Source organism: Pseudosulfitobacter pseudonitzschiae, assembly GCF_002222635.1.
Lineage (GTDB): Bacteria > Pseudomonadota > Alphaproteobacteria > Rhodobacterales > Rhodobacteraceae > Pseudosulfitobacter > Pseudosulfitobacter pseudonitzschiae_A.
The window spans coordinates 260,517-286,426 of sequence record NZ_CP022416.1; the positions used below are offsets into that span (position 1 = coordinate 260,517).

At 60.5% G+C, this 25,910-nt stretch carries 23 protein-coding genes; 18 read left to right on the plus strand and 5 right to left on the minus strand.

What is annotated here, in order from left to right:
* The first annotated feature begins 42 nt into the window (after positions 1-42).
* Positions 43-1,278, plus strand: a complete 1,236-nt coding sequence (locus tag SULPSESMR1_RS18850) for a urate hydroxylase PuuD (RefSeq protein ID WP_089422611.1) — start codon at positions 43-45, stop codon at positions 1,276-1,278.
* Here the strand turns inward: SULPSESMR1_RS18850 and SULPSESMR1_RS18855 are convergent.
* A complete protein-coding gene (locus SULPSESMR1_RS18855) occupies positions 1,275-2,183 on the minus strand; it encodes a LysR family transcriptional regulator (RefSeq protein WP_089422612.1) in 909 nt (302 codons plus the stop codon). The genes SULPSESMR1_RS18850 and SULPSESMR1_RS18855 overlap by 4 nt on opposite strands.
* 157 nt (positions 2,184-2,340) lie before the next feature.
* On the opposite strand from SULPSESMR1_RS18855, the gene xdhA reads away from it, so the two are divergent.
* From xdhA to SULPSESMR1_RS18890, 7 genes are all read left to right on the plus strand, one after another.
* Positions 2,341-3,804, plus strand: a complete 1,464-nt coding sequence (gene xdhA / locus SULPSESMR1_RS18860) for a xanthine dehydrogenase small subunit (protein ID WP_089422613.1) — start codon at positions 2,341-2,343, stop codon at positions 3,802-3,804.
* A gap of 13 nt (positions 3,805-3,817) precedes the next feature.
* On the plus strand, positions 3,818-6,136 hold the full coding sequence (gene xdhB, locus SULPSESMR1_RS18865) for a xanthine dehydrogenase molybdopterin binding subunit (protein WP_089422614.1): 2,319 nt from the start codon (positions 3,818-3,820) through the stop codon (positions 6,134-6,136).
* A 5-nt stretch (positions 6,137-6,141) separates the two neighbouring features.
* Positions 6,142-7,011 carry a xanthine dehydrogenase accessory protein XdhC gene (gene xdhC / locus SULPSESMR1_RS18870; protein ID WP_089422615.1) on the plus strand — a complete coding sequence of 290 codons (870 nt, stop codon included), beginning with the start codon at positions 6,142-6,144 and terminating at the stop codon, positions 7,009-7,011.
* 43 nt (positions 7,012-7,054) lie between these two features.
* Complete coding sequence (locus tag SULPSESMR1_RS18875; protein ID WP_089422616.1) at positions 7,055-8,638, plus strand: xanthine/uracil/vitamin C permease; 1,584 nt, start codon at positions 7,055-7,057, stop codon at positions 8,636-8,638.
* Between the two features lie 69 nt (positions 8,639-8,707).
* Positions 8,708-10,060, plus strand: a complete 1,353-nt coding sequence (gene guaD, locus SULPSESMR1_RS18880; RefSeq protein WP_089422617.1) for a guanine deaminase — start codon at positions 8,708-8,710, stop codon at positions 10,058-10,060.
* A gap of 129 nt (positions 10,061-10,189) precedes the next feature.
* On the plus strand, positions 10,190-11,017 hold the full coding sequence (locus tag SULPSESMR1_RS18885; protein ID WP_089422759.1) for a bifunctional allantoicase/(S)-ureidoglycine aminohydrolase: 828 nt from the start codon (positions 10,190-10,192) through the stop codon (positions 11,015-11,017).
* A 210-nt stretch (positions 11,018-11,227) separates the two neighbouring features.
* Positions 11,228-11,737, plus strand: a complete 510-nt coding sequence (locus tag SULPSESMR1_RS18890) for a GNAT family N-acetyltransferase (protein ID WP_089422618.1) — start codon at positions 11,228-11,230, stop codon at positions 11,735-11,737.
* A 154-nt stretch (positions 11,738-11,891) separates the two neighbouring features.
* On the opposite strand, the gene bhcR is transcribed toward SULPSESMR1_RS18890, so the two are convergent.
* Positions 11,892-12,719 (minus strand): HTH-type transcriptional regulator BhcR, encoded by an 828-nt coding sequence (bhcR, locus tag SULPSESMR1_RS18895; protein WP_089422619.1) that lies wholly within the window; start codon positions 12,717-12,719, stop codon positions 11,892-11,894.
* A gap of 168 nt (positions 12,720-12,887) precedes the next feature.
* On the opposite strand from bhcR, the gene bhcA reads away from it, so the two are divergent.
* The 4 genes from bhcA to bhcD are packed head-to-tail and all read left to right on the plus strand — an operon-like array spanning position 12,888 to position 17,230.
* Positions 12,888-14,078 (plus strand): L-aspartate--glyoxylate aminotransferase BhcA, encoded by a 1,191-nt coding sequence (gene bhcA / locus SULPSESMR1_RS18900; protein ID WP_089422620.1) that lies wholly within the window; start codon positions 12,888-12,890, stop codon positions 14,076-14,078.
* Positions 14,078-15,061, plus strand: a complete 984-nt coding sequence (gene bhcB, locus SULPSESMR1_RS18905; protein WP_089422621.1) for a beta-hydroxyaspartate dehydratase BhcB — start codon at positions 14,078-14,080, stop codon at positions 15,059-15,061. The genes bhcA and bhcB overlap by 1 nt, the downstream gene beginning before the upstream one ends.
* Complete coding sequence (gene bhcC, locus SULPSESMR1_RS18910) at positions 15,058-16,221, plus strand: 3-hydroxy-D-aspartate aldolase BhcC (protein ID WP_089422622.1); 1,164 nt, start codon at positions 15,058-15,060, stop codon at positions 16,219-16,221. The genes bhcB and bhcC overlap by 4 nt, the downstream gene beginning before the upstream one ends.
* A gap of 43 nt (positions 16,222-16,264) precedes the next feature.
* Positions 16,265-17,230 carry an iminosuccinate reductase BhcD gene (gene bhcD / locus SULPSESMR1_RS18915; protein ID WP_089422623.1) on the plus strand — a complete coding sequence of 322 codons (966 nt, stop codon included), beginning with the start codon at positions 16,265-16,267 and terminating at the stop codon, positions 17,228-17,230.
* 4 nt (positions 17,231-17,234) lie between these two features.
* On the opposite strand, the gene SULPSESMR1_RS18920 is transcribed toward bhcD, so the two are convergent.
* Entirely contained in the window at positions 17,235-17,993 is a 759-nt protein-coding gene (locus SULPSESMR1_RS18920; protein WP_089422624.1) for an IclR family transcriptional regulator domain-containing protein, read from the minus strand.
* Between the two features lie 150 nt (positions 17,994-18,143).
* Between SULPSESMR1_RS18920 and SULPSESMR1_RS18925 the strand changes: the two genes are divergently transcribed.
* Both SULPSESMR1_RS18925 and SULPSESMR1_RS18930 read left to right on the plus strand, forming a co-directional pair.
* Positions 18,144-18,851, plus strand: a complete 708-nt coding sequence (locus SULPSESMR1_RS18925; protein ID WP_089422760.1) for a 3-oxoacid CoA-transferase subunit A — start codon at positions 18,144-18,146, stop codon at positions 18,849-18,851.
* Positions 18,848-19,534 (plus strand): 3-oxoacid CoA-transferase subunit B, encoded by a 687-nt coding sequence (locus SULPSESMR1_RS18930; RefSeq protein WP_089422625.1) that lies wholly within the window; start codon positions 18,848-18,850, stop codon positions 19,532-19,534. Before SULPSESMR1_RS18925 ends, SULPSESMR1_RS18930 begins: the two co-directional genes overlap by 4 nt.
* 14 nt (positions 19,535-19,548) lie before the next feature.
* Here the strand turns inward: SULPSESMR1_RS18930 and SULPSESMR1_RS18935 are convergent, their stop codons facing one another.
* Together SULPSESMR1_RS18935 and uxuA are read right to left on the minus strand one after the other, a co-directional pair.
* Positions 19,549-21,015, minus strand: coding sequence for a mannitol dehydrogenase family protein (locus tag SULPSESMR1_RS18935; protein WP_089422626.1), 1,467 nt, complete (start codon positions 21,013-21,015; stop codon positions 19,549-19,551).
* Complete coding sequence (gene uxuA / locus SULPSESMR1_RS18940; protein ID WP_089422627.1) at positions 21,012-22,220, minus strand: mannonate dehydratase; 1,209 nt, start codon at positions 22,218-22,220, stop codon at positions 21,012-21,014. Before uxuA ends, SULPSESMR1_RS18935 begins: the two co-directional genes overlap by 4 nt.
* A gap of 101 nt (positions 22,221-22,321) precedes the next feature.
* On the opposite strand from uxuA, the gene SULPSESMR1_RS18945 reads away from it, so the two are divergent.
* The 4 genes from SULPSESMR1_RS18945 to SULPSESMR1_RS18960 all read left to right on the plus strand — a co-directional run bounded on the left by SULPSESMR1_RS18945 (position 22,322) and on the right by SULPSESMR1_RS18960 (position 25,907).
* Positions 22,322-23,068 (plus strand): GntR family transcriptional regulator, encoded by a 747-nt coding sequence (locus SULPSESMR1_RS18945; protein ID WP_089422628.1) that lies wholly within the window; start codon positions 22,322-22,324, stop codon positions 23,066-23,068.
* Positions 23,065-24,036 carry a TRAP transporter substrate-binding protein gene (locus tag SULPSESMR1_RS18950; RefSeq protein ID WP_089422629.1) on the plus strand — a complete coding sequence of 324 codons (972 nt, stop codon included), beginning with the start codon at positions 23,065-23,067 and terminating at the stop codon, positions 24,034-24,036. The genes SULPSESMR1_RS18945 and SULPSESMR1_RS18950 overlap by 4 nt, the downstream gene beginning before the upstream one ends.
* An 85-nt stretch (positions 24,037-24,121) precedes the next feature.
* Entirely contained in the window at positions 24,122-24,625 is a 504-nt protein-coding gene (locus tag SULPSESMR1_RS18955; protein WP_089422630.1) for a TRAP transporter small permease, read from the plus strand.
* A gap of 4 nt (positions 24,626-24,629) precedes the next feature.
* Positions 24,630-25,907, plus strand: coding sequence for a TRAP transporter large permease (locus tag SULPSESMR1_RS18960; RefSeq protein ID WP_089422631.1), 1,278 nt, complete (start codon positions 24,630-24,632; stop codon positions 25,905-25,907).
* Positions 25,908-25,910: the final 3 nt, after the last annotated feature.

Consider the following 25,910-nt stretch of genomic DNA (forward strand, 5'->3'; position numbering starts at 1 on the left):
GAGCCTAGAGTGGCGTGAAACAGGAATCTAAGGAGTATCGCCATGTATGATCTGGCTGTCTTGTGGGACTGGACCGCTTTCGCTGTCCGTTGGCTGCACGTTGTCACTGCGATGGCATGGATCGGCGCGTCGTTCTTTTTCATCGCTCTTGATCTGGGGCTGAAAAAGGCGCCCAATATGCCCGCGGGCGTCAATGGCGAAGAATGGCAGGTACACGGCGGCGGATTCTATCACATCCAGAAATATCTGGTGGCCCCCGAAAACATGCCCGAGCATCTGATCTGGCACAAATGGCAAAGCTATATCACATGGGTGTCGGGCGCGGCGCTGTTGATGATCGTTTATTGGGTCGGAGGCGAGCTGTTCTTGCTGGACCCGACCAAGGCCGATCTGGCGTTGTGGCAGGGCATTCTGATCTCGGGCGGCTCGCTGACCATCGGCTGGATTCTCTATGACCTGATGTGCAAATCCAGACTGGGCGAAACGCCAACGGTCCTGATGTTGCTGCTGTTCGTGATCCTTGTGGTGATGTCGTGGGGCTATAACCAGATATTCACCGGCCGGGCCGCGCTGCTGCATCTGGGAGCGTTTACGGCCACAATCATGACGGCCAACGTGTTTTTCATCATCATGCCGAACCAGCGCATCGTGGTCAAAGACCTGAAAGAAGGCCGCACCCCCGATCCCAAATACGGCAAGATCGCCAAGCTGCGGTCGACGCATAACAACTATTTGACGCTGCCTGTCGTGTTCCTGATGCTGTCAACGCATTACCCGCTGTCTTTTGCGACCGAATACAGCTGGATCATCGCCAGCCTCGTGTTCCTGACGGGGGTGACGATCCGGCATTATTTCAACACCATGCACGCCACCGGCAAGGGGCCGCACTGGACATGGGGGGTGACGGTGATCCTGTTCATCGTAATCGCATGGCTGTCCACCGCGTCGATGAACGACACCTATGAAGAGGCCGAGGCCCGCCCGCTGACCGAGACCGAACAGCGGTTTGTCGAGGCTGACGGTTTTGAGGGGGCCTATGACGTGGTGATTTCCAATTGTTCGATGTGTCACGCCCGCGAACCGGTGTGGACAGGGATGCAGTGGCCGCCAAAGGGCGTGGTGCTGGAAACCCAAAGTGATGTCGCCCGACATGCGCCGGAAATCTACATGCAGGCGGGCCTGAGCCATGCGATGCCGCCACCCGGTGCTGTCCAGATGGACGAAGAGGCCCGCCGTACAATTGTGGCGTGGGTGCGCGCAGCGTCGTCCGGCAACTAGGCGGCGGGCAACAGCCCTTCGCAGTGTTTTATCACAAAATCGACGAACAGCCGCAGCTTTGGATCCTGTAGTTTCTTGTGCGGGTACAAACAGCCGAATATCGTTGGCAGTGGTGGCGTTTCGGGTAGAATTTCCACCAGATTCCCGCGCGCCAGATGGTCGGCCACGTCAAATCGCGGCTTGTTCACGATGCCGCGCCCGTCCAACGCCCAATCAGTCAGCACATCCCCGTCATCGGCATCGAATTTCCCCGCCACCTCCAGCTTGCGCGGCCCTTGGGCGGTTTGCAGCGTCCAGAAGTATTCGGGCGAACGCGGATAGCGCAGCAGCAGGCAATTGTGCGCAGGGTCCAACAGGTCATCGGGTTGCTGCGGCGTGCCCCTTTGCACCAGATAGCGGGGTGCTGCGCACAGCACACGGGCACAGTCCGAAATCTTGCGCAGTTTCATGTTTGAATCGCTGGGGCTGCCGATAAAAAACGCGATGTCCAGCCCGTCGGCCAATATGTCCACCTTGCGATCCGAAAGACGCATCCGCACCCGCGTGTCGGGAAACGCATCGACGAATCGCGGCACCAGCGGTGCAATCAACCGGCGGCCAGCGCCCAGCGGTGCGGTGATCTGTATCGTACCGCGCGGTTGCGCCGAATAGTTGGCCACCTTGGCCTCTGCCGTTTCCAGCGCGCCCAGAACCGACTTTGCCTCGTCGTAAAATACATGGCCCACTTCGGTCGGCGACAGCGACCGCGTGGTGCGGTTGAACAGGCGCACACCCAGATGTTTTTCCAGTTCCTTGATACGCTTGCTGGCCACCGCAGGGGTCAGCCGCAGGTCGCGCCCGCCCGAGGTGATGCTGCCCAGTTCGACCACACGCACAAAGACTTTCAGGCTTTCAATATAGGACATGGCGCAGGCTCCTGCTGCTGTTTGCAGTGCCTGTATACTCTTGTTTCGCGCTCTCATTATCAACGATTTGTTTAAAGTCTTTGCCGAAAGGCGCTGTTTTTCGGCGTAGTTGCCTCGCGTATCCTGCCTTGAACACCGCACCCCAAGGAAGGTTCCAATGACCCAACGCAACACTATCCGCTTTCTTCTGAATGGCCGTGAGGTCACCGTGCCAAACGTGGGTGCCAGCCGGACGTTGCTGGATTTCCTGCGGCTTGATCGCCGCATGACCGGCACCAAAGAAGGCTGCGCCGAGGGTGATTGCGGCGCCTGCACTGTTCTGGTGGGGCGACTGGGACCAAACGGATTGTCCTATGCGCCGGTGAATGCCTGCATCCGCTTTCTGGCCTCGGTCGACGGATGCCATGTGGTCACCATCGAGGATCTGGCCGGACCCGACGGGCGGTTGCATCCGGTGCAACAGGCGATGGTCGACCACCACGGCAGCCAGTGCGGGTTTTGCACGCCAGGGTTCGTGATGTCGCTTTATGCGTTGTGGATGGCAGTGCCCGAACCGACCGAGGCACAGGTTGAAACCGCCCTTCAGGGCAATCTGTGCCGATGCACGGGCTATGCCCCGATCATCCGCGCCGCTGTGGCTGTCAGCCGTTATGGCACGCCTGCGGCGGATCATCTGAACACCGAACGCGCGCGGGTGACGGCACAGCTTACGGCATTGCGCGACGGGGCCCGCGTTGTAACGGGACCGGCGGACGATCTGGCAATTCTGCCAGCGGATGTAGATGATCTGGCCGCAGCGCTCCTGGAATATCCACAAACGACGTTGATCGCCGGGGCCACGGATGTCGGCCTGTGGGTCACCAAGTTTCTGCGCCCGATCGGCCCAGCAATCTTTCTGGGTCATCTGGACGCGTTGAAAGCGGTCCATGTGGACGGCGACGCCCTGTACATCGGGGCCGGTGCCAGCTACAGCGATTGTCAGGACGCAATTTCGGCCCATTTCCCGCATCTTGCCCCCTATTGGGACCGGATCGCGGGCTGGCAGGTGCGCAATATGGGCACCGTGGGCGGTAACATCGCCAACGGCTCGCCCATCGGGGACACGCCCCCCGTTCTGATCGCACTTGGGGCCGATATAACCCTGCGGCGGGGCGATACACGGCGGGATCTGCCGCTGGAACAGTTTTTCATCGACTACGGCAAACAGGACCGCGCGCAGGGCGAATTTGTCGAAACGATCCGCGTGCCGCTGCCTGAACAGGGTCAGATCAACGCCGCCTATAAAATTTCCAAACGGCGGGACGAGGATATATCCTCGGTCGCGACGGGCATCAGTGTGACCCGCACGGGCGGCACCATCACCGCCGTGCGCATCGCCTTTGGCGGGATGGCCGCCACCCCGAAACGCGCAGCAAACGTCGAGGCGGCCCTGCGCGGCAGCCAGTGGTCGCAAGAGGCGTTCGAGCGCGCCGCGCAGGCACTGGCGCAGGATTTCGCCCCGCTGAGCGATTGGCGTGCGTCGTCGCAATACCGGATGCTGGCCGCGCAAAACCTGCTGCGCCGGTTCATTCTGGAACATGACGACGCCACCACCGCCCCCGTTCAACTGGCCACCGCGTAAAAAGGGAAATGTGATGAAAGACGATATTTCGACCCATAGCACGGCCCAATCCAGCCGCATCCACGACAGCGCCAGCAAACACGTCACCGGTACGGCGGATTACACCGACGACATTCCGCAACCGCAGGGCACGCTGCACGCCTATCTGGGCGTTTCGAATGTGGCGCACGCAACGCTGCACGCACTGGACCTGACTGCGGTGCGTGCCGCCGCGGGCGTTGTCGGTGTGCTGACGGCCGATGACGTGCACGGCGTCAATGACATCAGCCCCACAGGGCAAAACGACGAGCCTGTTTTTCCCACTGACAAAATCGAATTTCACGGCCAACCGCTGTTTGCCGTTATCGCCGAAACCCGCGATGCCGCTCGCCGCGCGGCGGAACTGGCGCAGGTAGATTGCACCGTTTTGCCCCATGCGCTGGATGTGGGCGCGGCGCAGGATGCAGGCTATCCCCATGTGACCGCCCCGCTGAAACTTGAACGCGGCACGGTTCAGGACGGCTTTGCCACTGCACCCAACCGTTTGCAGGGGCGCATCACCATCGGCGGGCAGGATCATATGTATCTGGAAGGGCACATCGCCTTTGCCATTCCGGGTGAAGATGACGACGTGGTGGTGCATTGCAGCACCCAGCACCCGTCAGAGGCGCAGCATATGGTGGCCCATGTTCTGGGCGTGCCGTCCAATGCGGTCACAGTGAATGTGCGCCGCATGGGCGGGGGTTTTGGCGGCAAGGAAAGCCAGATGAACCTGTTCTGCGTGGTCGCTGCGATGGCCGCAAAGAAATGGAACCGCGCGGTCAAAATCCGTCCCGACCGCGATCAGGATATGACAGCCACCGGCAAACGCCATGATTTTGTGGTGGATTACGACGTGGGCTTTGACGACGAAGGCCGCATTCAGGCGGTTGATGGCTGCTTTGCCGCGCGCTGCGGCTATTCGTCGGACCTGTCTGGGCCGGTGACAGACCGCGCATTGTTTCACGCTGACAATGCCTATTTCTATCCCCATGTGCGGCTGACAAGCCGACCGATGAAAACCAATACCGTCTCGAACACGGCCTTTCGCGGCTTTGGCGGACCACAAGGCGTGGTCGCCGCCGAGCGGATGATCGAGGAAATCGCATACGCCACGGGCCGCGACCCGCTGGATGTGCGCAAGGTCAACTTCTACGGTGATGCGGGCCGTGATCTGACCCCCTATCACCAGCAGGTCGAGGACAATGTCATTGGCCGTCTGGTGGACGAGTTGGAGGAAAACGCCGCCTATCGCAGTCGGCGTCAGGACATCATCACCTTTAACGCAGGTTCGAAAATCCTGAAAAAGGGCATCGCGCTGACGCCGGTGAAGTTCGGCATTTCCTTTACCGCGACCCACTACAATCAGGCCGGTGCCTTGGTGCATGTCTACAGCGACGGGTCGATCGCGCTGAACCACGGCGGCACCGAGATGGGGCAGGGGCTGAACACCAAGGTGGCGCAGATTGTGGCCGATGCGTTTGGCGTGGATTTCGAACGGATCAAGATCACCAAAACCACCACCGAAAAGGTGCCGAATACCTCGGCTACTGCCGCCTCGTCGGGGTCTGACCTGAACGGCATGGCGGCGCTGAACGCGGTCGAACAGATCAAAACGCGGCTGGTGGGCTTTGCCGTAGAGAAATGGGGGGTGACGCCGGAAGACGTACGTTTTGGTCCCGATCTTGTACAGATTGGCGACCAGTCGGTGCCCTTCGACAGTTTTATCAAACAGGCCTATATGGCGCGGGTGCAATTGTCGGCGGCGGGGTTCTACAAGACGCCGAAAATCCACTGGGACCGCGCCAGCGGCAAGGGGAGGCCATTCTATTATTATGCTTACGGCGCGTCGTGTTCCGAGGTGACAATCGACACGCTGACCGGCGAATACCGCGTGGATCGCACCGACATCTTGCACGATGTGGGCCGGTCGCTGAACCCTGTGCTGGACAAGGGTCAAGTCGAAGGCGCGTTCATACAAGGCATGGGCTGGCTGACCACTGAAGAGCTGTGGTGGGATGATGCAGGCCGTTTGCGCACCCATGCACCGTCAACCTACAAAATCCCGCTGGCCAGCGACCGCCCGCGTACGTTCAACGTAAACCTTGCAGACTGGTCCGAGAACCGCGAGCTGACAATCAAACGGTCCAAGGCCGTGGGCGAACCGCCCTTTATGCTGGGAATTTCGGTGTTCGAGGCACTGTCGATGGCGGTGGCTTCGGTGGCTGATTACAAGATTTGCCCGCGTCTGGATGCCCCCGCCACGCCCGAACGGGTACTGATGGCAGTGGCGCGTTTGCAGGCAGGGGGCTGAGCGTTATGACCACGCTTGCAACATTCCTGTCCACCCATGCATCGGTGATCCGCGTGGCGCTGACCCGTGTGCGTGGGTCATCACCGCGCAATGCGGGAACAGAGATGTTTGTGGCCCAAGGTGGTTTGTTTGGCACCATCGGCGGCGGGCAGTTGGAACATCTGGCGATTGAACGCGCCCGCGCCATGCTGGTGCAAGGTGATCTGAACACCACAATGGACGTTCCATTGGGGCCGGAGATTGGCCAATGCTGCGGCGGGCGTGTGGAACTGGCGCTGGCGCGGTTGCGTCAGGCTGACCGGCACACGGCACTGGTGCGTGCGCAGGCTGCACAGGACGCGCAGCCGTCGGTCTATGTGATGGGCGCGGGACATGTGGGCCGTGCGCTGGCCGATCTGTTCCAGCACCTGCCGGTGAACTGTGTGCTGGTCGACACCCGCCCCGAGGAACTGGCGCTGTGTCGTGCGGGTGTGGACACAAAGATGAGTGTGATCCCCGAAGCCGAGATTGCGACCGCCCCCGCAGGCAGCGCATTTGTCGTGCTGACCCACGATCACGGGCTGGATTTCCTGCTGGCCTCGGCGGCGCTGGAACGGGGCGATGCGGTCTATGTCGGGATGATCGGGTCGGCCACCAAACGGGTAAAGTTTCGCAACTGGCTGCGCGATCATTGTGATGGCCAAAGTATTGAAGATTTGAATTGCCCCATCGGGGCAAGCGGCAGCCGCGACAAGCGGCCCAGCGTCATTGCGGCCTTTGTGGTCGCGGAAGTGATGGCTGAATTGACCTCTGAAACTGTCGCAGCGGTCCCGAAAGGGGAAAAGGGAGCGCCCCGCAAGGGCGAACAAACAGACCGGACAGGGAGAACCGCCTGACATCAGGCGGCGAGATCCGGTCGCAGTGGAGGAGAGACCCGTCATGGACGGCAAAACATACAACTACAAGCTGTTTGCGCGCAGTGATTTCAGCGCATTCTGGGCACTATTCACCGACAATCTTATAAACCTGATCGTGCTGGCGGGAGTGTGTCAGTTCGTGTTCAACATGCCTGCAGAAATCGTATTCGGCCGCATCCTGCCCGGTGCGGCGGTGGCGATCATGGCAGGGGTCGTGGTGTATACTTGGCTGGCCAAACGGGCTGCCACCCGTGCGGGCCGCGATTTTACAGCACTGCCCTACGGCATTTCGACGCCGGTGATGTTTGTCTATCTGTTCGGCGTGATCGGCCCGATCTATTGGGCCACAAACGACCCGCTGCTGGCATGGCAGGTGGGCATTGGCGCGGGGTTCATGGGCGGCATCGTTGCAGCACTTGGCGCGATCGTCGGGCCCGTGCTGAAACGCGTGACACCGCGTGCGGGCATGTTGGGCACCCTGTGCGGCATTGCGCTGGTGTTCATCGGCACCGTGCCGCTGGCGACGGTTTTCGAAGACCCGTTTGTGGGTTTTGCGTCTATGATCATCATCCTGTGGGGGCTGGTGGGGCGGTTTCGTCTGCCGTTCAACATTCCCGCCGGTCTGCTGGCGCTGATCGTGGGAACCGTGGTCGCATTGGGGACGGGCAAGGCCAACATCAGTTTCGAGGGCGTGGCGTTCTACCCGCCGCTGCCCTATTTCGGAGACCTGATTGCAGGCATCCAGCACCTGTTCGCCAACCCCGAGCTGTTTCTGGTTCTGGTGCCGGTGCAAATCTACAATTTCATCGAAACCATGAACAACGTCGAAAGCGCCGAGGCGGCGGGCGATACCTATCCTGTGGCGACCTGTCAGGTGACCGATGGCGCGGGCACGATGATTGGCGCGCTGTTCGGATCGCCATTTCCAACCACGGCCTATATCGGGCATCCGGCCTATAAACGCATGGGGGCACATTCGGGGTATATCATCGGTGTCGGACTGGTCATTCCCTTTGCCGTGTTCTTTGGCCTGTTGGCGTTTCTGAACAACCTGATCCCCGTGGCGGCGGCGGCCCCTGTGCTGGTGTTCGTGGCGCTTAGCCTGATTACCAACACCGCCCATTCGGTCAAAACCGAGCATATGGCGGCCGTTACCATTGCGATGATGCCGCATATATCGGCGTTTCTAATGATCAAATGGGGGTCGATGATGGGCGCGCTGGCGGCGGTCGGGGCGCAGGCCCTGCCAGAGCTGGGCGACCCAGCATTGACGGCGGCGCTGCTGCAACAGGGCGCGCATTTCGAAGGGCATCAGGCGCTGAGTCAGGGCGCGATCCTGACCGGCCTGATCTGGGGCGCCATCGTGGCCAGCGTGATCGACGGCAATTTCCGCAATGCGGGCGGCTTTGCTTTGGCAGCCTGTGGCATGTCGCTGGTGGGGGTTATCCATTCGGCCAGCCTGCACTGGCCTGAATTCAGCGGTGTCGCCGTGGGCTATCTGATCGCGGCTGGGTTTTTGTACATCTATCCGATCTTCCACCGCGAAGAGATGGAAGAAGATCATCCGTTGGTTGCACCCACTCCGAAAATCACGCCGGGCGAATAGACCCTAAACCACAGCACAGAGCGTAATATCACGCTCTGTGCGCATTCCACCTAGAACGGACATATTCCAATGACATCCAAGCAGACCCTGTTGCGCGGCCGCACGCTGAGTTTTTCCGCAGAGCCCGCGGGCCCCGAGGACACTGCCGCCTATCACTATGTCGAAGACGGCGCGGTGTTGATGCAGGACGGGGTGATTGTAGCGTCGGGTGATTATACGACCGTCGCGGCGCAGGCGATACAAGCGCACGAGATTGACCACCGGCCGCACCTGCTGATGGCAGGGTTTATCGACACGCATATCCATTTTCCGCAGGTGCAGGTGATTGCGTCGTGGGGCGCGCAGCTGCTGGACTGGCTGAACAGCTATACTTTTCCCGAAGAAACCCGCTTTGCCGATCCCGCACACAGTGCTGCGATGGCCGCGCGGTTTTATGACCTGTTGCTGGGGCATGGCACGACAACGGCGGTGGCCTATGCGTCGGTTCATAAAACATCGGCGGATGCGTTCTTTGCCGAGGCGCAGCGCCGCGATATGCGGATGATAGGCGGCAAGGTCATGATGGACCGCAACGCGCCTGATGCACTGACCGACACGCCGCAATCGGGCTATGATGACACGCAGGCGCTGATCCGCGACTGGCACGGCAAGGGCCGTGCGTCCTATGCGATCACACCGCGGTTTGCCATTACATCGACGCCTGCGCAGATGGAAATGGCGCAGGTTTTGGTGGCTGAAAACCCCGACTGTTATGTGCAGACGCACTTGTCGGAAAACCACGACGAGATTGCCTTTACTCGCGCGCTGTACCCGCAAGCACGCGACTATCTGGACGTCTACCAGTCTTATGGCCTGCTGGGGTCGAAAGCGCTGTTGGGTCACGCGATCCACCTGACCCCGCGCGAGATTGACGCGCTGGCTGAAGCGGGGGCGCATCCGGTGTTTTGCCCGACGTCAAACCTGTTTCTGGGCAGCGGGTTGTTCGATGACGCGGGCCTGCGCGGGCGCGGGATTGTGAACGCGATTGCCACCGATGTAGGCGCAGGCACCAGCTATTCCATGCTGCAAACCCTGAACGAAGCCTATAAGGTGCTGCAATTGCAGGGCCAGCCGTTGCACCCGCTGCGCGCGTTTCACTGGATCACGCGGGGCAATGCGGTGGCGCTGGGGATGCACGACAAGATCGGCACGCTGGACGCGGGCACCGAGGCGGATGTTGTCGTGCTGGATGCGCGGGCGACACCGGCGATGGATTTGCGGATGGATCGGGCAGACAGCTTGTCAGACGAATTGTTCATTTTGCAGATGCTGGGGGACGACCGTGCGGTGGCGCAGGTCTATGTTGCCGGATGCGCAAGCAAAGGGACACAGCCGGACCGCAGTGCGGATGCAGTCTCGCGCACGCTGGTGCCCGCTATTTGATAGGAAACCGGATAATAGGCCGTCGATTATCAAATCGTTCCGAAAGGTGCTGTCGCGTTTTTCAGGATGGTGGTGGCGGGCTGGGCCAAACATATTGGCACGGATTTCACACACTTACAGGAGACAGAGATGTCGGCAAAATATTACGCCCCCACAGGCGGCCATCCGGGGCAAGAGCAGTTGCTGACCGACCGCGCGGTGTTCACCGATGCCTATGCTGTGATCCCCAAGGGCACGATGCGCGATATTGTCACCAGTTTTCTGCCCTTCTGGGAGGGCACGCGCCTGTGGGTGCTGTCGCGCCCCTTAAGCGGATTTGCCGAGACGTTTTCGCAATATATCATGGAAGTTGCGCCTGATGGCGGATCGGACCGGCCCGAGAGTGACGAAGGCGCCGAGGGTGTCTTGTTTATTGTCGAGGGCACGGCGACCCTGCGCGTGAACGGGCAGACCTGCCAGATGACCCCTGGTGGTTATGCGTATCTGCCACCGGCAAGCGGCTGGACCCTGCGCAACGAAAGCGATGAGATGCTGCGGTTCCACTGGATCCGCAAAGCCTATGAGCCGGTCGAGGGGTTGTCGGTGCCCGAGGTGATTGTGGCCAACGAGGCGGACATTGCGCCCACCGTGATGCCGGAAACCGACGGCAAATGGGCGACCACGCGCTTTGTCGATCCAACCGATTTGCGCCACGACATGCATGTGACTGTTGTGACATTCGAACCCGGTGCGGTGATCCCCTTTGCCGAGACGCATGTGATGGAACATGGGCTGTATGTGCTGGAGGGCAAGGCGGTTTACCGATTGAATCAGGACTGGGTCGAGGTCGAGGCAGGCGACTATATGTGGCTGCGCGCCTTCTGCCCGCAGGCTTGCTATGCGGGCGGGCCGGGGCGGTTCCGGTATCTGCTGTATAAGGATGTGAACCGGCATATGGCGCTGCGGCGCGGGTTTTAGGGGCGGCTGGCCTTACTACAAAAGCCGCGCTCGACCGCCGTGCTGCAAGCACGCCTTTGGCGTGGCTTGCGATCAGGCGCTGCGTACCTGTTCCGGTTTGGGTGCAACGTGTAATCATTCGATGCCTCCGTGGGTAAAGATACGGTTTGCGTCCGAACCTATGCCAAGAATCTGCATTGACCCCTGCCAGAAAGCTGGCATTTATTGGTCATGACATTGCGTAAGCCAACCAATTCAGATGCTTCCAGCATTGCTGCGATTTCGATTGAGGTGTGGATAGGCACCTATCTCAAGCGTGGTATAAGTGCCTTTTTTGCGGATTATGTGTTGGAAGAATTCGCGCCTTCGAAGATCGAGAAACTCATACTTGACCCCGATCAATTTATCCTCGTTTCTGAAAATGAGGAGGGGTTGGACGGGTTCATACGGGTGTCTTCCGCGAGCAAGGCACCAGTATCTGGCTGTTCAGAAATGGAAATTTCAACCTTCTATGTTCAGCCGCGTCATCATGGAAAGGGCATCGGTAAACGTCTGCTGGATGCAGCACTCGCACACTGTCGTGAAAAATCAATCGAGTCTGTTTGGCTAACAACCAATGCTGAAAATGCCCCGGCAATCGCTTTTTATCTCGCGCGGGGTTTTGAACAGGTTGGAGAGACGCATTTTCGTATTGATGACCAAGGATACCTGAATAACGTATATTCATATCGGTTGTCATGATGCTTGCTCAACGTGGTTGTCGGCTAAAAAGTGCGTAGAAAATACGGTGGCGCACTCCGCAATGGCAGTATGATACAGGCCAGATTGGCACGACCTTTGGATAGGGACCACATGCGGGTGCAGTCGGCTTGTTGCAAATCCCTCTTGTCGCCCCCTAAGCCCCCAACGTCGCTGACAAATCCTGCGCTGCGGTGCGTACGGCGCGGCTCAGGCGGTCGATGTCGTCCAGCCCGACGCGGCTGGTGGGGCCGGATACGGATATGCCCGCGACTGCCTCATGGTGGATATCGAACACGGGGGCCGCGATGCAGCGCATCCCGATGTTGCGTTCTTCGGCGTCCACCGCGTAGCCACGCGCGCGAATTTGGGTCAGATCGGCGCGCAGGGCAGCCAGATTGGTGATGCTGTGCGGGGTGAACGCTGTCAGTTCCTTGCCCGCCAGTGCCCGTTGCAACCGCGCATCGTCCATTTCGGCCAGCAGCGCCTTACCGATGCCCGAGGCGTGCATGGGCGACAGTGTTCCGGGCGGGAAAAAGGCGCGAATGGTGGCTTCGGTTTCGACCTGACTGACAAACAGAACCTGCCCGCCGCGTTCAATCCCGAGGTTTGCAGTCTCGCCGGTTTCTTCCATCAGTCGCCGCATCACGGGGCGCGCGCGTTCCACCAGACTGGTGCGGCGCAAAAACCGCGACCCGATGATAAAGGCACGCGACCCGATGTGCCAAAGCTGTTCCATAGGGTCGAATTCCACCAGCCCGCGCCCTTCAAGCGTGACCAGAATGCGATAGACAGTCGCCGGAGACTGGCCGGTTTCTGCGGCCAGCGTGGTCAACGCCTTGCCCTGATGTTCGCTGAGAAATTCGAACACTTCCATCGCGCGGTCCAGCGATTTGATGGTGTTCTGTGCAGTCTTGTCGGACCAGTCGCGGGGGCGGCCACGGGCGCGGCGGGCTTCGGACGGGTTATTATCTTGGGAATCCATATAATGCCTTTGATTTAGCGCGAAAGCCGGTTTCACGATATGAAAAACGCAAACCGCTGATAATATTATGTTTTAATTACTATATCACATTTTGAAAAATGATTTCAAAAAACTTGGGTGCGCAGAACCCCTGCACTAGGGTGAGGTCAACACATCAAGGAGACGGACATGAGCTTTCAAAACCCTGTTTTCATTCCGGGGCCGACCAACATCCCCGAAAACCTGCGCAAAGCCTGCGATATGCCAACAATCGACCACCGGTCGCCGCTGTTTGGCCAGATCCTGCACCCCGCCCGCGAGGGCGTGCGTAAGGTTCTGAAAAGCGCCGACGCCGAGGTTTTCATTTTTCCCTCGACCGGCACGGGCGGTTGGGAGACCGCGTTGACCAACACGTTGAGTGCGGGCGACACAGTGCTGGCGGCGCGCAACGGCATGTTCTCGCACCGCTGGATCGACATGTGCCAGCGTCACGGGCTTGAGGTTGAGATTGTTGAAACCCCTTGGGGTCACGGGGTGCCTGCGGACCGCTATGCCGAAATTCTGACCGCTGACACATCGCATCAGATCAAGGCGGTTCTGGCCACCCACAACGAGACCGCCACAGGCGTTCGGTCTGACATTGCCGCCGTGCGGCGTGCGTTGGATGCCGCGGGACATCCTGCCATGCTGTTTGTGGACGGTGTGTCGTCCATCGGGTCGATGGATTTCCGGTTTGACGACTGGGGCGTCGATGTTGCTGTGACCGGATCGCAAAAGGGTTTTATGCTGCCGGCGGGACTGGGCATTGTCGGGTTCAGCGCCAAGGCGATGGCGGCCACAAAAACGGCCAAGCTGCCGCGCACCTTTTTTGATGTGCATGATATGGCCAAGGGCTATGCCAACAATGCCTATCCCTACACACCTGGGGTGGGTCTGCTGAACGGTCTGAACACCGCTTGCCAGATGCTGCTGAACGAGGGATTGGAGAACGTTTTTGCCCGCCATCACCGCATCGCCGAAGGGGTGCGCGCCGCTGTCGGGGCGTGGGGACTGACGCTGTGTGCGGCCAGTCCTGATGTGTATTCCGACACCGTCAGCGCCATTCGCACACCCGAGGGGTTCAATGCGACGACGATCGTCAGCCACGCGGCAGACACCTATGGCGTGGCCTTTGGTGTGGGTCTGGGCGAGGTTGCGGGCAAGGTGTTCCGCATCGGCCATCTGGGCAGCCTGACGGACGTCATGACCCTGTCGGGGATCGCCACGGCCGAGATGTGCATGGCCGATCTGGGGCTGGATATTACGTTGGGGTCTGGTGTGGCGGCGGCGCAGGAATACTATCGCGCCAACCGCACCCTGCGCCAAAAGGATGCCGCGTGATGAAGGACACCGCGATGTATATTCCCACGTTTGACGACATGCTGGCTGCGCACGACCGGATCGCGCCGTATATCCACCGGACGCCGGTCCTGACGTCTTCGTTTCTGAATGACCTGACGGGGGCCGAGCTGTTCTTTAAGTGCGAGAATTTCCAGAAGGCTGGTGCATTCAAGGTGCGCGGGGCATCGAACGCCGTGTTCGGTCTGTCACAGGCCGAGGCGCAGGCTGGTGTCTGCACCCATTCGTCGGGCAACCACGCGCTGTCGCTTAGCTATGCGGCGGGGCGGCGGGGTATTCCGTGCAATGTGGTTATGCCACGCACCGCACCGCAGGCGAAAAAGGACGCTGTGCGTGGCTATGGCGGGATGATTACGGAATGCGAACCGTCAACCACCTCACGCGAGGCGGTCTTTGCCGAGGTGCAGGCGCGCACGGGGGGCGATTTTGTACACCCCTACAATGATCCGCGCGTGATCGCGGGGCAGGGCACCTGTTCGCGCGAAATGATGGAACAAACTGACGGGCTGGATATTGTCATGGCGCCCATCGGGGGCGGCGGTATGATTTCGGGCACCTGTCTGACCCTGTCGCATCTGGCCCCCGAGGTGCAGATTATTGCCGCCGAACCGGAACAGGCCGACGATGCCGCGCGCAGTTTTCGGGCCGGTCACATCATTGCCGATGATGCGCCGCACACGATCGCCGACGGGCTGAAGGTGCCGTTGAAAGATCTGACATGGCATTTTGTGTCAAACCACGTCAGCGATATTCTGACCGCATCGGAAGACCAGATTGTAGGTGCGATGAAGCTGACGTGGAAACGTATGAAAATCGTGATGGAAGCCAGCAGCGCCGTGCCGCTGGCCACCATCCTTGCCAACAAGGACCGGTTCGCAGGCAAGCGGGTCGGGATTATCATCACCGGTGGTAACGTCGATCTTGACGCGCTGCCGTGGACCAATGGAACGGAGTCTGACCAATGACCGCACCTGTAAATTTCGACAGCCTTGAAGTGGGCTTTGACGTTCCGGCCCTGCCCGGAATGGACGCCACCGACATCCAGACACCCTGTCTTGTGCTGGATATGGACGCGCTGGAACGCAACATCCGCAAGATGGGCGATTATGCCCGCGCCCATGGGATGCGCCACCGTGTGCATGGCAAAATGCACAAATCGGTCGACGTCGCAAAGCTGCAAGAGAAACTGGGCGGCGCGGTTGGTGTGTGTTGCCAGAAGGTGTCCGAGGCCGAGGTGTTCGCCCGTGGCGGGATCAAGGATATTCTGGTCTCGAACCAGGTGCGCGATGCGGCCAAGATCGACCGTCTGGCACGGCTGCCAAAATTCGGCGCGCGCACCATCGTTTGTGTTGATGACATCACAAATGTGGCCGACCTGTCTGCGGCGGCGGTGAAACATGGCACCGAGATCGAAGTGCTGATCGAGATCGACTGCGGCGCGGGACGGTGTGGCGTGACCACCACCGATGTCGTGATCGAGATTGCCAAAGCGGTCGAGGCCGCCCCGAACCTGCGGTTCACCGGCATTCAGGCCTATCAGGGCGCGATGCAGCATCTGGACAGTTTCGAGGCGCGCAAGGAAAAGCTGGATATTGCCATCGCACAGGTGAAACACGCGGTGGACGGTCTGGCCGCCCAAGGGATCACCTGTGATCTGGTGTCTGGCGGCGGCACCGGTAGCTATTATTTCGAAAGCAACTCGGGCGTTTATAACGAACTGCAATGCGGGTCTTACGCCTTTATGGATGCCGATTACGGGCGCATTCTGGATGCAAACGGCCAGCGCATTGATCAGGGCGAGTGGGAAAACGCGTTTTTCATTCTGACGCAGGTGATGAGCCACGCAAAGGCCGACAAGGCGATTGTCGATGCGGGTCTGAAAGCACAATCGGTGGACAGCGGCCTGCCTGTGGTCTTTGGCCGTAAGGACGTGGAATACGTCAAATGTTCCGACGAACACGGCGTGGTGTCCGACCCCGACGGCGTGCTGAAGGTGGGTGACAAGCTGCGGCTGGTTCCGGGGCACTGCGACCCCACTGCGAATGTCCACGACTGGTATGTGGGCGTGCGCGGCGACAAGGTCGAAGTGCTGTGGCCGGTGTCGGCCCGTGGCAAAGCCTTTTGAGCGCGATCCACCTGCAAAGAACCATAATTGACCGGAGCAAACCATGCTGATCGTTCCCGAACGCGAAATTGCCACTCTGATGACCCGTGCCGCGGCCTTTGACGCGGTCGAACAGGTCTTTGCCGCTATGGCTGCAGGCGATGCCTATAACTTTCCCGTGGTCCGCGAGGCCATCGGCCACGAAGATGCGCTGTACGGTTTCAAGGGCGGGTTCGACCGCGCGGGGCTGACGTTGGGCCTGAAGGCGGGCGGTTATTGGCCGGACAATCTGGAAAAGCGCGGGCTGATAAACCACCAGTCGACCGTGTTCCTGTTCGATCCCGATACAGGTCAGGTGCGCGCGATGGTGGGGGGCAATCTGCTGACGGCGCTGCGCACAGCGGCGGCATCATCGGTGTCGATCAAACATCTGGCGCGTCCCGATGCCCGCGTGATCGGCATGGTGGGTGCGGGACATCAGGCCACGTTCCAGTTGCGCGCCGCATTGGAACAGCGCGATTTCGACAAAGTTATCGGCTGGAACCTGCACCCTGAGATGCTGCCGAACATCGAAGCCGTCGCAACCGAAGCGGGCCTGCCGTTCGAGGCGGTCGAACTGGACGGTATGGCCGAGGCGGATGTGATTGTGACAATCACCTCGTCCTTTGCCGCGACCCTGATGGCGGATCATGTGGGCGCGGGCTGTCATGTTGCCTGCATGGGCACCGATACCAAAGGCAAACAAGAGGTCGAGGCAGCTTTGCTGGCGCGCGCCACCGTCTTTACCGACGAGGTTGCCCAATCGGTGTCCATTGGCGAGGCGCAACATGCGGTGGCCGACGGGTTGATTGCACAAAGTGACGTGCATCAACTGGGTGCGGTTATCAACGGCACCCACGCCGGGCGCATCAGCGATGATGAAATTACCCTGTTCGATGGCACGGGTGTGGGCCTGCAAGATCTGGCCGTGGCGGCGGCGGTTGTCGATCTGGCGGTCGAACAGGGCATCGCCATCAAGGTCGATTTCTGACCGCTCAGCCCAGAACGCGGCGCAGGCCGTCCTGAACCTTGAGTAATGCGGGCAAATAGGTGGCGCCGAGTGCGTCATCGGTGGCGTGCAGCGCCGCCATGCCGGTGTTCAGCGCGGCCACACATTGCCCACGTGCATCCATGATCGGAACGGCCAGCGATTTCAGCCCCAGTTCGATTTCCTGATTGATGGTGGCAAAGCCTTGGTCGCGTACTTTCGCAATCTCTGCCATGATTTCGTCGGGATCATGCAGGGAATACACAGTGCGCGGTGTCAGGTCAGACCGTTCCAGCAGGGCGCGTGCCTGATTGGGTGGCAAGGCTGCCAGCAAAACGCGCCCCATCGAAGTGCAATGCGCAGGCAGGCGCGATCCGGGCATCAGGCCAATGGACATCACACGGCGTTGGGCGGCGCGGGCCAGATAGACGATTTCGGCTTCGTCCAGTATCGAAACCGAACAGCTTTGCCCGATCTGTTCCGAAAGCTGGTCCAGCCACGGCTGGACAATCTGCGGCAGGGGAAGGGCCGCCAGCGCCCCCATGCCCAACCGCAGCACACGCGGTGTCAGGGTGAAATATTTGCCGTCATAGCCCGCATAGCCCAGATGATGCAGCGTTAGAAGACAGCGTCGCGCAGTCGCGCGATCAAAGCCTGTCATCGCTGCCACATCGGAAATGACCAGCCGCGGATGGTCGGTGCCAAAACATTCAAGCACCCGAAGTCCTTTGGCGAAAGAGCCGATTATGTCTGTTGCGTTCGTCATGCGCACATGATTGTCCGTATTTCGAACAAAATTCAATATATGAACAGATCCCCTTGCCCGATGCCGCGCCGCGGCACACAAAGCTGCAAGTCGAATGTAAACGGATGCCCAAGCCGCGCAGGCTTTGTGCGCAGGGCAGGATGGACCGGTATGGACAAAACAATCGCAACTGTGGCCGGGGCGGTCGCAGACATCCCCGACGGCGCGACCGTGATGATCGGCGGCTTTGGCGGGTCGGGCGCGCCGATCGAACTGATCCACGCGCTGATCGACGCGGGGCCAAAGAACCTGACGGTGGTGAACAACAACGCGGGCAACGGCCATGTGGGACTGGCGGCGCTGATCGAACAGGGGCAGGTGGCGAAACTGATCTGCTCGTTCCCGCGCTCTGCGGACCCCAAGGTTTTTACCGATCTCTACCTTGCGGGCGGGATCGAACTGGAAGTGGTGCCCCAAGGCACGCTGGCCGAACGGATGCGCGCAGGCGGCGCGGGGATACCGGCGTTTTACACGCCCACCAGCTATGGCACCGATCTGGCCGAGGGCAAGCCTGTGGCAGAATTCGACGGGCGCATGTATGTGCAGGAACGCTGGCTGAAGGCCGACTATGCGTTGATCAAGGCGGATGCGGGCGATGCGATGGGCAATCTGGTCTACCGGATGGCGGCGCGCAATTTCAATCCGGTGATGGCGATGGCGGCCACGCGCACCATCGCGCAGGTGTCGCGGTTGGTTGATACCGGCAGCCTTGACCCCGAAAGTGTGATCACCCCCGGCATTTTCGTGTCCGGCGTGGTCGAAGTGGCCAATCCCCAGCAAGAAGAAGTGCTGAACCGGCAGGAGGCCGTGTACCCATGAGCATCAACGTGACCGACATCCAGCTGAGCAACGCGCAGATCGCGTGGCGCGCCGCGCAGGACATCGAGGACGGCGCCTATGTGAACCTTGGCATCGGCTTTCCCGAAATGGTCGCCAAGTTTCAGCCCGAGGACCGAGAGGCGGTATTTCATACGGAAAACGGCGTGCTTGGGTTTGGTCAGGCACCCGAGCCAGGGCAGGAAGACTGGGATCTGATCAACGCGGGCAAAAAGGCGATCACGCTAAAGCCCGGCGCTGCGTTTTTCCATCATGCAGACAGCTTTGCGATGGTACGCGGCGGGCATCTGGACGTGGCGATCTTGGGGGCCTATCAGGTGGCGCAAAATGGCGATCTGGCGAACTGGACCACCGGCAAGGGCGGCGTGCCTGCGGTGGGGGGTGCGATGGATCTGGTCCACGGGGCCAAACGTGTGGCGGTGATCACCGATCATCTTACCAAGAAAGGCGCGCCCAAGCTGGTGGAGAGCTGCACGATGCCGCTGACGGGCGTGGGCTGTGTGACCCGCGTTTATACATCGCTGTGCGTGGTCGATGTGGAAGACAGCCGCTTTGTGCTGCGCGAAAAGCTGGCGGCGATTTCGCTGGATGATTTGCAGTCGGTCACGGGGCCCCCATTGGTGGTCAAGGGTAACGTGACCGATCTGGTGGTGCCGGACCTGTAACCGCAGGCTGGCCGCTATTCCAGCGCGGCAAGCTCGTTGTCCAGTGCCTGTGCCATGCTGTGCTGCATCATAATGCTTAGACGGGCAGTGATCATCTGTGTGAATGCTTTGTTCTGGGCCAGCGCCTGCGGGAACAGTCCCGGAAGAGACGCAAGATTTGTCACGATGGCCTCCGGTGTCTGGTTGCGTGTCAGCTTTGCCAACTCGTCCTCGCGCGGGTCGCGCAGCGCATAGCTGTCACCGGCGTCTGTTGTGCCCAAAGTATAGCGCATCCACGCGGCCACCGCGAAGGCGAAGGGGTCCAGGGGCTGACCTGCCGCAAGGGCATCGGCGGCAGGTGCCAAGATGCGCTGGGGCAGCTTTTCGGTTCCGTCCATCGCGATCTGATAGGTCTGGTGGTGCAGATGCGGGTTGGAAAACCGTGCAATCAGGGCGTCTGCGTAGTCGGCAAAGTCGACACCCTCCAGTTGCGGCAATGTGGCTGCGGCGGCAGTCAGATGGCGACGCACCAGCGCGTTCAGCACAGGGTTTTCCATCACGTCGGACACATGGGTGCAACCGGCCAGAAAGCCCGCATAGGCCAGCATCGAATGCGCGCCGTTGAGCATCCGCAGCTTCATTTCCTCGTAGGGTTTTACATCCGTGACGAACATCGCACCGGCGCTTTCCCAATCGGGACGGCCCGTGGGGAAATGATCCTCGATCACCCATTGCGAAAACGCTTCGGTCTCGATGGCGGCGGCATCTTGGTGCCCGGTCGTCTGCTCTGCTGCTGCCAGCGTGGCGTCGGTGGCGGCGGGGGTGATCCGGTCAACCATTGTGGACGGAAAGGCCACGTCGGTCGCGATGTGGTTCGTAATTTCGGGCGCAGCACGGCGGGCGAAATCGATCAGCAGACCGCGCAGCATGGTGCCGTTGTCAGGCAGGTTGTCGCAGCACAGCACGGTGAAGGGCGGCACGCCGGCAGCATGGCGGGCGTTCAGCGCCCAGACCAGCAGGCCCGCGACGCCAACGGGCGCGTCCGGTGTTGCCAGATCTTGTGCAATGGCGGGGTGCGCAGTGTCGACGCCGCCAGTGCTGCGGTCGATGCCATAGCCCTTTTCGGTGACGGTGATCGACACGATCCGCGTGGTGGGGGCGGTCAGGGCCGCAAGCACGGCGGCGCGGTCGGGGCCAAGGCAAAAGGCATTGGCAATTGAGCCGATGACACGCGCGGTGCTGCCTGTCGCGCTGCGTTCAATCAGGGTGAACAGCCCGTTTTGCGGTGCAAGTTGGGCGGCAGGTTCAGGGCTGCGCAGGCTGACGCCCGTGATGCGCCAATCGCCGCCGCTGCGGGCAAGGGCGGTATCGGTATAGGCGGCTTGGTGCGCCTTGTGAAAGGCTCCCAGACCCAGATGCACGATGCCCACGCCATGCGCAGAGGGCGTGTAATCGGGGCGCGTGACTGCGGGTGGCAGATCGTCGGGGGTGGTCAGTCTCATGCGCTCACCCGAGGCTCGAGCGCTGCCACGATGCCGCGCAATTCGGCCAGACCCTTAAGCCGCCCGATTAGCGGATAGCCGGGCTGGGCCTTGCGTCCGTGGTCGTCCAGAATGTCCTGTCCGTGGTCTGGGCGGAACGGGATCGACCAATCGGCACGGCCTGCGGCGCGGCGGCGGGCTTCTTCGCGCAGGGCGGCTTCGATTAGGGCGACCATGTCGGTGTCGCCGCCCAGATGCTCGGCCTCGTGGAACGATCCGCGCAGATCGGCGGTTTCGCGTTTGACGTTGCGCAGGTGCAGGAAATGCACGCGGTCGCCCAGACGGTCCATCATCCCCGGCAGGTCATTGTCAGGCCGCGCGCCCAGCGATCCCGAACACAAGGTGATGCCGTTGGCGGGGTTGTCGACGCCATCGACCAGCGCCTGATAGTGCGCCTCGGTCGACATGATGCGGGGCAGGCCCAGCAGTGGCACGGGCGGATCGTCGGGGTGGCAGCACAGGCGCAGGCCCAGCCGTTCGGCGGTGGGCACGATTTCGGCCAGAAAATCCAGCAGGTTCCGGCGCAGGCGGTCTTCGCTGATGCTGTCGTATTCGGCCAGATGCCCGCGCACGTCCTCAAGCGAGAAGTTTTCGGCCGCACCGGGCAGGCCGAACACCACATTCTCGGCCAGTTGCGTTTTGCGTTCGTCCGACATGGCGGCAAAGCGGCGGGCGGCTTCCTTTTGCAGGGGGGCGTCAAAGTCATCCATGGCACCCGGGCGGGCCAGAATGTGCAGATCGAAAGCCGCAAAATCGGCCAGATCGAACCGCATGCAGGTGGCACCCGAGGGCAGACGCCACGCCAGATCGGTGCGGGTCCAGTCCAGCACCGGCATGAAGTTATAACAAATCACTTCAATGCCGGCGGCGGCCAGATTTTCCATGCTGGTGATGTAATTGGCGATATGTGTGCGCCAGTCGCCGCGCTGTTTCTTGATGTCTTCGGACACCGGCAGGCTTTCAACCACATCCCACGCCAGACCCGAAGCGCTGCCGTCTTTCATCGTGGCAATCTCGCGCTGACGCTGGGCGATTTCTTCAGGCGTCCAGACAGCACCCGTTGGAACGTGGTGCAGCGCCGAGACGATGCCCTCGACGCCTGCCTGCAACGTGTCGTCAATCGAAACCATGTCGCGCGGGCCGAACCATCGCCATGTCTGTTTCATCTGGAATCCCTCCGAGTCGTAGTTGGAGCGACCTTATCAGCTTGGATTATTGCTGACTAGTATGGAAGTATGGTAGTTGAGTGGCGGGGAGGAAGCGAATCATGCAAGCAGACCGCACGACAGCCGTGACACTGGACGCATCCGCGCAGATCACGCCGCAAATCTATGCCCAGTTGCGCGATGCGATCATTCGCAACCGCTTTTCCCCCGGTGACCGTATTTCGGAAAGCGAGATTGCCAAATCTTGCGATGTCAGCCGCCAGCCCGTGCGCGAGGCGTTTATTCGTCTGGCAGGCGAGGGGTTGCTGGCGATCCTGCCCCAGCGCGGCACGGTTATTACCAAGATCAGCTACACCGAGGTGCTGAACGCGCGTTTTCTGCGCGAGGCGATCGAAGCTGATATCGTCAGCATTCTGGCCGCCAACCCCGATGCCGCATTGGTGCGCGAGTTGCGTACGCAGCTGATGGCGCAACAGGCTGTAGCCCGCGACAAGCCGACAGATTTTATCGAACTCGACGAACGGTTTCACCGCACGCTGGCCGATGCCGCCGACAAACGCGGCGCGTGGCGACGGATTGAAGGGCTGAAATCGCAGATGGACCGCGTGCGGTTTCTGTCGCTGGGGCATTTTCCGGCGGAAAAGCTGGTGGCCCAGCACACAGCGGTCGTCGACAGCATCGAACGGGGCGACATGATCGCCGCCAACGCCGCAATCCGCAGCCATCTGCGCGAAGTGCTGACCGACCTGCCGCGCATTCTTGCGGCCAACCCCGAATTTTTCGAATTGCCGGACGCGGGAATACCGACGCCGGTCAATGCACCCATCCAAGGAGGACATACACGATGACATTTAACTGGAAAAAGCCGGCCCTGGCCGTGGCCGTTGCCGCACTGACGGCCATGCCTGTATTTGCGCAGGACATGACCCTGAAACTGGGCCACTTGGCCAACGAAGACAACCCGTGGCACCTTGCTTCGGTCAAATTCGGTGAAGAGCTTTCGGCGCTGACCGATGGCCGTATCGTGGTTGAAGTTTTCCCCAATGAATCGTTGGGCAAGGAAATCGACCTGATCAACGGTATGCAGCTTGGCACCGTGGACATGACCATCACGGGTGAAAGCCTGCAAAACTGGGCACCGATGGCGGCCCTGTTGGCCGTACCATATGCGTATAAATCCATCGATCATATGGACGAAGTTGCGTCAGGCGATATCGGCGACCAGATCGAAGCGCAGATTGTTGAAAAAGCACAGATCCGTCCCATCGCCTTTTTCGCGCGCGGTCCGCGCAACCTGACGTCGAACCGTCCGATTGCCACGCCTGCCGATCTGAACGGGCTGAAAATGCGCGTGCCGAACGTGCCGCTGTTCATCGATGTCTGGTCCGCACTTGGCGCCGCTCCCGGCCCGATGGCATTCTCCGAGGTCTTTACCTCGCTGCAAAACGGCACCATCGAAGCACAGGAAAACCCGCTGGCGCTGATCCGGTCGGCCAGCTTCAACGAAGTGCAAAGCCATGTGAATCTGACCGAGCATGTGCGGTCGTGGATTTATCTGACAATTGCCGAAAGCACATGGCAGAAGCTGAGCGAAGACGATCAGGCCGCCGTGATGGAAGCCGCAGCCCGCGCCCAAGCCTATGAGCGTGAATTGTTCGAAGCCAGCGTTGCCGACGATCGCGCCTATCTGGAAGCAAACGGCATGACCTTTGTTGACGTGGACGGCGCGGCCTTTGCTGCTGCGGCCAAGGATGCCGTGCTGAACAACGTCAGCGACGAAATCCGTCCGGTTGTTGAAGGTCTGTTTGCCAACTAAGGCGGACTTTTGTCTGACAAGATCAACCGGTGCGGCATTCCTTTGCCGCGCCGGTTCCCCCTTTTTCCCCTTGGAGCGCTGCGGAATGCGACACGCTGAAACCCTCATTCGCATCCTGACCGTGCTGGCCCGTCTGGGTGCCGGCATTTCATTTGCCGTGCTGATGGTCGCGGTGCTGGTGCAGGTTGTTGGCCGTTTCACCGGCAGCTCGCCGGTCTGGACCGAAGAGCTGACCCGCTTTGCGCTGCTCTATATGATCGCCTTTGGTGCGGGCCTGTCGTTTCGCACCGGTGATCTGGTGAACGTCGATGTGGTCAGCGAGGCGCTGCCCGGCGGTCTGCCGAGGTTCCTGCGCTTTTTCGCCGCCGCGGCGACTGCCGGTCTGGCATTGGTGTTGCTGATGCCTGCGTGGAAATACGTCAGCATCGGCCGGATGCAGACGGCGCCCGCGCTGGGTATCCGTATGGACTATGCGCATTTGACGATGTTCGTTTTGCTGGCGGGTCTTGCGCTGTTTGCGGTGTTGCGCTGCGTGGCCATGTTGGCCGGTGCCGAAGACGGCACACCCCAAAAATCCGACGAGGAGTAATCTCGTGGCCGTTACCATTCTTCTTGTCGTCTTTGTCTTTGGTTTGACGGTGGGCATTCCCGTGGCCATCACCCTTGGTCTGTCTTCGCTGGCCTATCTGGCCTATGTCGGCATCCCCGTCGTGGTGATGCCGCAAAAGATGTATGCGGGCATGGACGTGTTTGTTCTGCTGTCGATCCCCGGCTTTATCCTTGCGGGGAACCTGATGAACCGTGGCGGGATCACCAACCGGATCATCCGCTTTGCCAACGCGCTGGTGGGATGGATCAGGGGCGGTCTGGGCCTGACCAATATCGCCGCTTCGATGTTGTTTGGTGGCATCACCGGCACCGCCGTAGCTGATGCGGCGTCAATCGGCGGGGTGATGATTCCGGGGATGAAAAAGGCCGGTTATCCGGCAGATTTTTCGGCGGCGGTCACGGCTGCGTCGTCCACTGTGGGGCCAATCATTCCGCCGTCGGTGCCGATGATTATCGTGGGCGCGCTGTCGGGGATTTCGGTGGGCAAGATGTTCCTTGCCGGTGCTATTCCGGGCATCCTGATGGGCCTGTCCATGATGGTGACCTGCTATATTATTTCTGTGCGCAAAGGGTTTCCACACCAACCGTGGCAAGGCTTTGGCGAGGTGGTCCGCTCGCTTGGGGGGGCTGTGTGGGCGCTGGCGATGACGTTCCTGATCATCTACGGGCTGTTGTCTGGCCTTGCCACGCCAACGGAAACCGCCGTTGTGGCCAGCGTCTATGCGTTCCTTGTGGGCGCGTTCATCTACCGCGAGCTGCCAATCCGCGCGGTGCCCCGTATCGTCGTGGACAGCGCCGTGTCGGCGGCGGGTATCCTTGCGCTGGTGGGTTTTGCCAACGTCTTTGGCTGGATTCTGGTGTCGGAACGTATTCCACAGGCCATTGCCAATGGCGTTCTGTCGATCACTGACAACAAATTTCTGGTGCTGCTGTTAATCAATATCCTGCTGCTGTGCGTCGGCATGTTTCTGGAAACCATCGCCGCGCTGATCATTCTGTTCGTGCCGCTGCTGGCGCTGTCGAATGCGGTGGGCATTGACCCGCTGCACTTTGCCACCGTCGCTGTGCTGAACCTGATGATAGGGCTGACCACGCCGCCTGTGGGTGTCTGTCTGTTTGTCTGCGCGGGCATCGCACGGCTGCCACTGGCACCGGTGATCGTGGCGATTATGCCGTTTTTGCTAACCAACATCCTTGTGTTGTTGGCTGTCACTTATATTCCGGCGCTGGCCACGTGGCTGCCGTCTGTCCTCATACCCTAGGAG